7 protein-coding genes are annotated in these 8,540 nt (G+C 59.4%); 4 read left to right on the forward strand and 3 right to left on the reverse strand.

Annotation, left to right across the window (positions count from 1 at the left end; all coding sequences use genetic code 11):
* Positions 1–31: 31 nt before the first annotated feature.
* Positions 32–1,636 carry a glucose-6-phosphate dehydrogenase gene (zwf, locus tag QP981_RS08225; RefSeq protein WP_016422737.1) on the reverse strand — a complete coding sequence of 535 codons (1,605 nt, stop codon included), beginning with the start codon at positions 1,634–1,636 and terminating at the stop codon, positions 32–34.
* A gap of 134 nt (positions 1,637–1,770) precedes the next feature.
* On the opposite strand from zwf, the gene QP981_RS08230 reads away from it, so the two are divergent.
* Genes QP981_RS08230 through QP981_RS08240 form a run of 3 tightly spaced genes read left to right on the forward strand, consistent with a single transcriptional unit; the run spans position 1,771 to position 3,565 of the window.
* Positions 1,771–2,133, forward strand: a complete 363-nt coding sequence (locus tag QP981_RS08230; RefSeq protein WP_070549601.1) for a GntR family transcriptional regulator — start codon at positions 1,771–1,773, stop codon at positions 2,131–2,133.
* Positions 2,130–2,849, forward strand: a complete 720-nt coding sequence (locus QP981_RS08235; protein WP_049193710.1) for an AAA family ATPase — start codon at positions 2,130–2,132, stop codon at positions 2,847–2,849. The genes QP981_RS08230 and QP981_RS08235 overlap by 4 nt, the downstream gene beginning before the upstream one ends.
* On the forward strand, positions 2,846–3,565 hold the full coding sequence (locus QP981_RS08240) for a hypothetical protein (protein WP_016422740.1): 720 nt from the start codon (positions 2,846–2,848) through the stop codon (positions 3,563–3,565). The genes QP981_RS08235 and QP981_RS08240 overlap by 4 nt, the downstream gene beginning before the upstream one ends.
* 268 nt (positions 3,566–3,833) lie before the next feature.
* On the opposite strand, the gene tal is transcribed toward QP981_RS08240, so the two are convergent.
* The gene (tal, locus tag QP981_RS08245; RefSeq protein ID WP_048731888.1) at positions 3,834–4,949 is read right to left on the reverse strand and encodes a transaldolase; all 1,116 of its coding nucleotides are present in this window, start codon (positions 4,947–4,949) and stop codon (positions 3,834–3,836) included.
* Positions 4,950–5,119: 170 nt separating this feature from the next.
* A complete protein-coding gene (tkt, locus tag QP981_RS08250; protein ID WP_070653084.1) occupies positions 5,120–7,219 on the reverse strand; it encodes a transketolase in 2,100 nt (699 codons plus the stop codon).
* Between the two features lie 289 nt (positions 7,220–7,508).
* Between tkt and QP981_RS08255 the strand changes: the two genes are divergently transcribed.
* Positions 7,509–8,423, forward strand: coding sequence for a heme o synthase (locus tag QP981_RS08255; RefSeq protein WP_172954651.1), 915 nt, complete (start codon positions 7,509–7,511; stop codon positions 8,421–8,423).
* The last annotated feature ends 117 nt before the right edge of the window (positions 8,424–8,540 follow it).

Consider the following 8,540-nt stretch of genomic DNA (forward strand, 5'->3'; position numbering starts at 1 on the left):
GAAAATTCTTAAGAAGTGAGAGGTTGGCAACCTATGGCCGTCGCCAAGCGCGACCGTCGCGCTCGAGCATGTGGTCAGCGGAGGAAGGCCCCCACGAACCTGCGGGGTAGCCCTCGGGACGACCGCGCTTGGCCCAGTACTCGATGATGGGGTCAAGAATCTTCCAGGACAGCTCGACTTCCTCGTTGGTGGGGAAGAGGCTGGCCTCGTCGAGAAGCGCATCCAGAATTAGGCGCTCGTAGGCCTCTGGCGACTGCTCGGTAAACACCTCGGAGTAGGAGAAATCCATGTTGACATCGCGCACCTCCATGGCCGAGCCCGGGACCTTCGAGCCGAAGCGCATGAGCACGCCCTCGTCTGGCTGAACACGGATGACCATTGCGTTCTGGCCGAGAGCGGCAGTCATTGTCTCTGCGAAGGGCAGGTGAGGTGCGGACTTAAAGACCAGCGCAATTTCAGTGACGCGGCGGCCGAGGCGCTTGCCGGTGCGCAGGTAGAAGGGGACACCGGCCCAGCGACGGGAGTTGATCTGCAGCGTACAGGCGGCGTAGGTCTCGGTCGTGGATTCGGGGTCGAAGCCTTCCTCATCGCGCAGCCCCGGCACGAAGTTGCTGCCCTGCCAATCCGCCGTGTACTGGCCACGAGCGGTGTATTTCGAAAACGGACGCACTGGCTCGACGGCACGCAGAACCTTAATCTTTTCCGCCTGCAGCTCTTCCGGGGTAAAGGCGATGGGCTCTTCCATTGCCACCAGCGCCAGGAGCTGGAGTAGGTGGTTCTGAATCACGTCACGAGCTGCACCAATACCGTCGTAGTAGCCAGCGCGACCGCCCAAACCAATGTCCTCGGCCATGGTGATCTGGACGTGGTCAATGTAGTGAGAATTCCACATCGGATCGAACAACTGGTTGGCAAAACGCATGGCCAGAATGTTCTGGACGGTTTCCTTGCCCAGGTAGTGGTCGATGCGGAACACAGCGTCTTCTGGGAAGACCGAGTTCACAATCCGGTTGAGTTCCTGAGCGGAGGCTAGATCGTGTCCGAATGGCTTCTCAATAATCACGCGACGCCAATAATCCTCGCCCGACTGCGCCAGCCCCGAACGATCGAGCTGATGACAGACATCGGGGAAGTTAGCCGGCGGAATGGACAGGTAGTAGGCCCAGTTGCCAGCGGTGCCGCGGGAGCGATCGAGCTCCTCAAGTTGTGCGGCCAGGCGATCGAAGGCCTCGTCATCGGTGAAGGTACCGGTGACAAAGTGAATGCCCTCAGCCAGGCGCTGCCAGACACTCTCACGGAAGTCTGTGCGGGCGCCCTGTTCCACTGCGGTGCGCACATAATCCTCAAAGTCCTGTTTCGACCATTCGCGACGACCGTAGCCAACCAACGCGAAGGAGGCAGGCAGTAGACCGCGGTTGGCCAGATCATAGATGGCAGGCAGAAGCTTCTTTCGGGCCAGATCGCCCGTCACTCCGAAAATCACCATGCCACCCGGGCCGGCAATACGCGGCAGGCGTTTATCCTGCGGGTCACGCAGCGGGTTGATGTATCCGTCGTGGTTGGTGCTGTCGTCTCCGTTGTGCGGAGAGCTGGCAGTAGGGGAGTTCGAATCGTTGCGTTGCAGAGAATCACTCACGGTTTACATAATGTCATATCGAGAAAAGTCCGGTGGAATCGTTTCCGATTCCTCCGATGGGGTCTTGACGGGTCCCTTTCTTCTGCCTTAGGTTTATGACCTAGGTGGTATACCCATAAACCACGGAGGTGTATATGCAGGCGAAGGAGGCGGACCCTCGGCCCATCTACGTCCAGATCGCCGAGGATCTGAAATCAATGATTTTGTCCGGGGAGCTCTCGGCTGAGGATCGTGCCCCTTCAACCAAGGAGCTCTCGGAGTTCTATCAGGTCAACCCAACCACGGCCGCCAAGGCCATGACGGAACTGTCGATGGTGGGGCTTGTGGAGAAGAAAAGAGGACTCGGCATGTTTGTCACTCCAGACGCCCGTGAGCGCATTCGCGCTGAGCGTCGTGAAGCGTTCCAGCGCACCTACATCGAGCCGTTAAAAGTGGAGGCCGGCATTCTCGGCCTCACGCTCCACGACATCATCGCCATGCTGGAGGAGGAGAAATGAGCATCTACGGCGTGATTGGCCCCAACGGCGCCGGCAAGACTTACTACCTGCGTACCCTCGCGCAGATGCCTACGGCGGCCCTGGCGAAGGCTGCACCCGACACCCAGGTCTTCGGTGCCACCCCGCGCGAATATTTCCAGATCCTGCGCACCGGCTGGGATCAGCTCGATGTGCCCCACGCGGAGTCCCTCCTCGATTTCCCCGCTGACACCCCTATCAAAAAGCTCAGCCTGGGCCAGCGCCAGCTGCTCATCGCCGCTGCCACCCTGGCATCGGGCAAGGAAGCATTGCTTTTCGACGAGCCCTTCAACGGCCTCGATGTCGAGCACCGCGCCACATTGCGCGGCATGCTTATCGACTCGGCCGAATCGGCCAACCTTGTGGTCACCTCGCAGCACTCCCAGGATCTAGCCGGCCTAGTCGACACCTTGATTGTCATCCACAAGCAGGATGCGTACGGGCCCTATGACGTCGATAAGCTGCGCGCTAGCCATCCGGTGCTGCGAGGCCCTACGGATCTCGTGGCGCAGGTGGCCGGCCCAGTGCTCGCTAAGAAAACCCTCGGCGAGCGCTGCGAGGCAATCCTGTCTACAGAGCTCAGTTCGTCTGCCGCTGCGCATGCCCGCGCCCTCGGCGTTGAGGTGAGCTACCTCGACCCCGCGGCCCTCATCGACCTCGCAAGCACCTCCTCCTACATCGAACGGAGCAAGAAATGAGCACCGGAGCTTTCATCGCGACCAACAAGAAAACCTTCCTCGGTGTTGCCGCCGTGGCCATCCTGTACTCGGCCTTCGGGCGCATGCTCGTAGGCAGCGGAACCGGCAACACCTTGCTTGGCATTATCGCGCTGGGCATCCTCTTCCTCATCACAGCCCGGCGTTCGGTCACCTTGCGTGACTACGGCGTGAGCACCGCCCGCTGGGTACGCTCCGCAATCATCGCAATCTTGGGCACATCGTTGGTGGCTACCGCCTTCATCGTCACGGCGATGGTCATCGAACAGAACAAGTCCGGTTACTACCGCGGATTCGATAGCTTCATTGTCACCTCCGGACCGGCCCTGTTTCCGGACACTAACGGGGAGCTGTACATGATTGAGGATTCCGGGCAGAACTACACCACAGTTCTGCTCACCGCGCTGTGCGTCTTCTTGAGCTTCCTCATGGCTACCGTGGCGAGCACCGCAGTCGGCACCGTCGCCGGCGCGAAGGGCACTCGTGCAGGATCGATCACCATTGGCCTGGCCCTGGTCACGCTCTTCCTATTTAGCTATCTGCTGGACGTGACCGACTCCGTACCGGGCGCCCCCTGGCCGGCTGTGCCGATCTTTGCCTCAATCATCACCGTAATCTCTGCGTTCGTGATGGCCTGGGCATTAAAGGAAGAGAAACGCCCGCTGCCCACTGTGCGCCCCGCCTTCGCCGCGTCCTAGCACCAATAGAAAAGCTCCCCGCGCAGGGGAGCTTTTTCATGTCCAGCGTTGAACATGCGGGTTAAGTAACACAACAGGCGAACCGAAACTGACAACCCCAAAAGTTACGGGCTGCAGATGTGAAACTGTGCAAGTTTATGACACCTTCAGGCTATTCTTCGGGCCGTTTTTGACATAAACGCAGTCAGTAACTCGAATCGCCAGGCGACCTGCTGGCGCCAGCCAGAAACGCAGCCACTACCAACAGGCACCTAGATAATCAGCAGGCTTACTTCAGCTGCTCCATGCGCTGTGCAATCGACTCGAGCAAGGACTGCCAGGAGTCCACGAACTTCTCCACGCCCTCGCGCTCCAGGACAGCGAAGACGTCATCGAGGTCGATGCCAATCTCGCTGAGCTGAGTCATAACGGCATTGGCTGCTTCCCCCTGGCCGCTGACGGCGTCGCGAACCTCGCCCTCGAAGCCCCCGGCAGCACGCAGCGTCTTCTCCGGCATGGTATTCACAGTCTGCGGTGCAGCCAGCTCAGTGACGTAGAGGGTGTCCGGGTAAGCCGGGTTCTTCACACCGGTCGAAGCCCACAGCAGGCGCTGCGGCTTAGCACCGGCGTTTTCCAGCTGTGCCCAGCGAATATTCTGCGCCGAGAAAGTCTCCTCGAACTTGGCGTAAGCTGCACGGGCATTGGCCAGACCAGCCTTGCCGCGCAGAGCCAGGGCCTCCTCGGAGCCGATCTTGTCCAGACGAGCATCGATTTCGGTGTCAACGCGGGAAACAAACAGCGACGCAACAGAGTGAACCGAAGCCAGGTCTACGCCGTTGTCCTTCGCACGCTCAATGCCCTCGATGAACGCATCAATGACCTGCAGGTAGCGCTCCACCGAGAAAATCAGGGTGACGTTTACCGAGATTCCCTCGGACAGAGCCTGGGTGACAGCCGGCAGGGAAGCATCGGTCGCCGGAATCTTAATCATCGCGTTCTGCTTGCCGACGCGCTCCCAGAGCTTACGGGCCTGCGCAATCGTGGCCTCGTAGTTGTCGGCGTAGCGAGGATCGACCTCGATGGACACACGGCCATCGACACCGTCGGTTTCTTCGGATACACCAGCGAAAAGGTCACAGGCATCGCGGACGTCGTCGATTGCCATCGCGAACACAGCATCTGCCGGGTTCGCACCCTCTGCAGTGAGCTGCGCCAGCTGAGAGTCGTAATCCTCACCGGCGGTCATCGCCGAAGAGAAGATTGCCGGGTTAGTAGTGACACCGACAACCCGAAGCTCTTCAATAAGATTTTTCAAATCGCCCGAGGTGAGGCGCTGGCGCGAAAGATCGTCGAGCCACGCCGAAGTCCCTACCTTGGCGAGCGCTTCCATCGTGGTGTTTCCCATAGTGTTTAACGCCTTTCTGTCAATACCGCTTCGTTGCCTAAAGACTTCGCTAAAAGTTGTATGTCCTTAAACTACTGTGCGTCACAAACAATACTGGCGCTACCGGAGCGCGGTACGGTTTTCACAAATCCCGTCCCGACAACGGCCGATAGCGCCAGGTTTTAACAAACTTACTTAGCAGCCTCGATGGACTCCTTGGCGGCATCGACAACAGCCTCTGCTGTGATGCCGAACTTCTCGAACAGCTCCTTGTACGGAGCCGATGCACCGAAGTGCTCCAGGGAGACAGCGCGACCAGCATCACCCAGGTGGCGGTACCACGGCATTGCAATACCGGCCTCAACCGAGACACGAGCGCGGACGGACTTCGGCAGAACCTGCTCGCGGTAGGCATCGTCCTGCTGCTCGAACCAGTCAAGACACGGAACGGAGACAACGCGGGCGCTGACGCCTTCCTCAGCCAGCTTGTCAGCAGCTTCGACAGCGAGGTGAACTTCCGAACCGGTAGCCATCAGGATGACGTCCGGGGTCTCCTTGGCGCCGTCGACAAGCACGTACGCACCACGACGGACGCCCTCAGCGGCCTTCTCCTTGGTGCCTTCCAGGACCGGAACGTTCTGGCGGGTCAGAGCCAGAGCCTTCGGGCCTGCCTCGCCCTGAAGAACAGCGGCCCAAGCCTGAGCGGTCTCGTTCGCGTCAGCCGGGCGGACAGTGGACACACCCGGGATAGCGCGCAGCGAAGCCAGCTGCTCAACCGGCTGGTGCGTCGGACCGTCTTCGCCCAGACCAATGGAGTCGTGGGTCCAGACATAAATAGGGGAGATGCCCATCAGCGATGCCAGGCGGACAGCCGGACGCATGTAGTCCGAGAAGATAAGGAAGGTGCCGCCGTACGGACGGGTACCACCGTGGAGCAGAATGCCGTTGAGGATCGAGCCCATGGCGTGCTCACGGATACCGAAGTGCAGGTTGCGGCCGTACGGGTCGGTGGTCCAGGTACCGGTGGTGATGGACTTCGGGCCGAAGGACGGCTCGCCCTTCAGGACGGTGTTGTTGGAGCCAGCCAGGTCAGCCGAGCCACCCCACAGTTCCGGCAGGGTCTTGCCCAGTGCCTGCAGCGCAGCCTCAGAAGCCTTACGGGTGGCAACACCCTTCTCGTCCGGCTCCCAGGTCGGCAGCTCAGCGTCGAAGCCCTCCGGCAGCTCGCCAGCGGTCAGACGGTCCAGCAGAGCCTTGCGCTCCGGGTTAGCCGCAGCCCACTCGTCGAACTTGACCTGCCACTGTGCGTGAGCCTCAGCACCACGCTCAACTAGCTTGCGGGTGTGCTCAATGACCTCGTCAGCGACGTCAAAGCTCTTGTCGGTATCGAAGCCGAGAGCTTCCTTGATGCCGACAATCTCCTCGCCACCAAGAGCAGCACCGTGCGATGCGCCGGTGTTCATCTTCGTCGGAGCCGGGTAAGCGATCACAGTGCGAACGCGAATGAAGGTCGGACGCTCCGTATCCTTCTTGGCCTCCTCGACAGCAGCCTCGAGTGCTGCGACGTCCTCGCCGCCGTCGACCTCAATGACCTGCCAGCCGTAAGCACGGTAGCGATCCGCGACATTCTCGGTGAAAGCAATGGTGGTGTCGTCCTCGATGGAGATGCCGTTGTCATCCCAGAAGACAATCAGGTTGCCCAGCTGCTGAGTGCCGGCCAGCGAGCCGGCCTCGGCAGTGACACCCTCCTGAACGTCACCATCAGAAGCGATGACGTACACGTAGTGATCAAACGGAGACTCACCCGGAGCAGCTTCCGGGTCGAACAGTCCACGTTCCCGTCGCGAAGCCATGGCAAAACCGACGGCCGACGCCAGCCCCTGACCCAGCGGGCCAGTGGTGATTTCCACGCCGTCAGTGTGGCCGTATTCCGGGTGACCCGGGGTGAGAGCGTCCCACGTACGCAGCGCCTTCAGGTCATCGAGCTCCAGGCCAAAACCGCCGAGGTACAGCTGGACGTACTGCGTCAGAGAGGTGTGACCACAGGAGAGAATGAAACGGTCACGGCCGATCCACTTCGTATCCTTCGGGTCATGGCGCATAACGCGCTGGTAAAGAGAGTAAGCCAGCGGTGCGAGGCTCATCGCAGTGCCGGGGTGCCCCGAACCTGCCTTTTCAACGGCGTCTGCGGCCAGCACACGGGCCGTATCAACGGCCTTCGTATCCAAGTCAGACCAGTCCGAGGGGTAGTTGCGCACAACCCGTGCTTCATGCTCAGTCGACAGTGTCACGTGAATGACTCCTAGTATCCAAATGGATTAGTAAAATTCTCCTCCATACTAACTAGGATTGCGCGCTCCGGGTTCAAACCGGGCCGAATAGCTGAGAGATAAGTCTCAGAGGGCGCGCCGCACATGCTTTACGACGGTCATTATTGGAACCGTTATGATTACCGGTAAACTGATTGCCTGCCCCTCATTTAATTTTGCGGAAAAACTCGTCGGGAACTTTCCGACCGTTACATCCGACTATCTGTAAACGGGGGGTTTGTTTATGGCGCGTGAAAGGGACATTGCTTTGTTGGAAACAGTCAAGGCGTATATTGCACTGACTAAGCCAAGAATTATCGAGCTCCTGCTCGTCGCGGCCATTCCCGCAATGCTTCAGGCTGATCGCGGTCATGTTCACGTTGGACTGATTCTTCTCACCTTGTTCGGTGGTTGGCTGGGTGCAGCGGCTGCGCACACCTTCAACATGGTCATGGATTACGACATTGACCAGAAGATGCGCCGTACTCGCCGTCGCCCGCTCGCGCGCAACCAGGTTAGCCGTCGAGCGGCAGCGATTTTCGGCACTGTCTTGATGATTGCGTCGTTCCTATGGCTGTGGTTGCTGTGTAACTCGCTGCTGGCCGCCGTTTTCATTCTGATTACGATTGCCTTCTACATCTTCGTCTACACGTTGTGGCTGAAGCGCCGTACTGATCAGAACGTGATTTGGGGTGGCGCTGCGGGGTGTATGCCGGTGATGGTCGGCTGGGCCGTAATCACTGACAACAACCCGGAGATTACGGGGCTGGCTCACTGGTGGCAGGCATTCATCCTGTTCCTGCTTATCTTCTTCTGGACTCCGCCGCACACCTGGGCATTGGGCCTGCGCTACAAGGAGGACTACAAGGCCGCTGGCGTGCCGATGATGCCAGTGGTCAAGCCGGCAATCGTCGTTTCCAAGCGCATTATTTACTACACCGCCGCGACCGTGATCACCACTCTGCTGTTGGTTCCGTACGCTGGTTGGATCTATCTGATTGGCGCCGTTGGCGCTGGTGCCTGGTTCCTGTGGGGCGCCATTGACCTGCACCGCCACGTTAAGACCGGTGGCAAGATCAAGCCGATGAAGCTGTTCTTCATGTCGAACAACTACTTGTCTATCGTCTGTGTGGCGCTTTCTCTCGATGCCGTACTCGGATTGCAGACAATTTCGAGCATGTTCTAGGGCAGTTGCTGAGCTCCTTTGAAGAGGCCCTTTCCGGTTGTGAACTAGCCCCCGAAAGTTGGACTGGTTTAACTCTAGGCGGTTAGGGCTTCAAGGGTCTGATTCCGATATTGCATC

This window comes from Corynebacterium sp. MSK047, assembly GCF_030232285.1.
GTDB lineage: Bacteria > Actinomycetota > Actinomycetes > Mycobacteriales > Mycobacteriaceae > Corynebacterium > Corynebacterium jeikeium_D.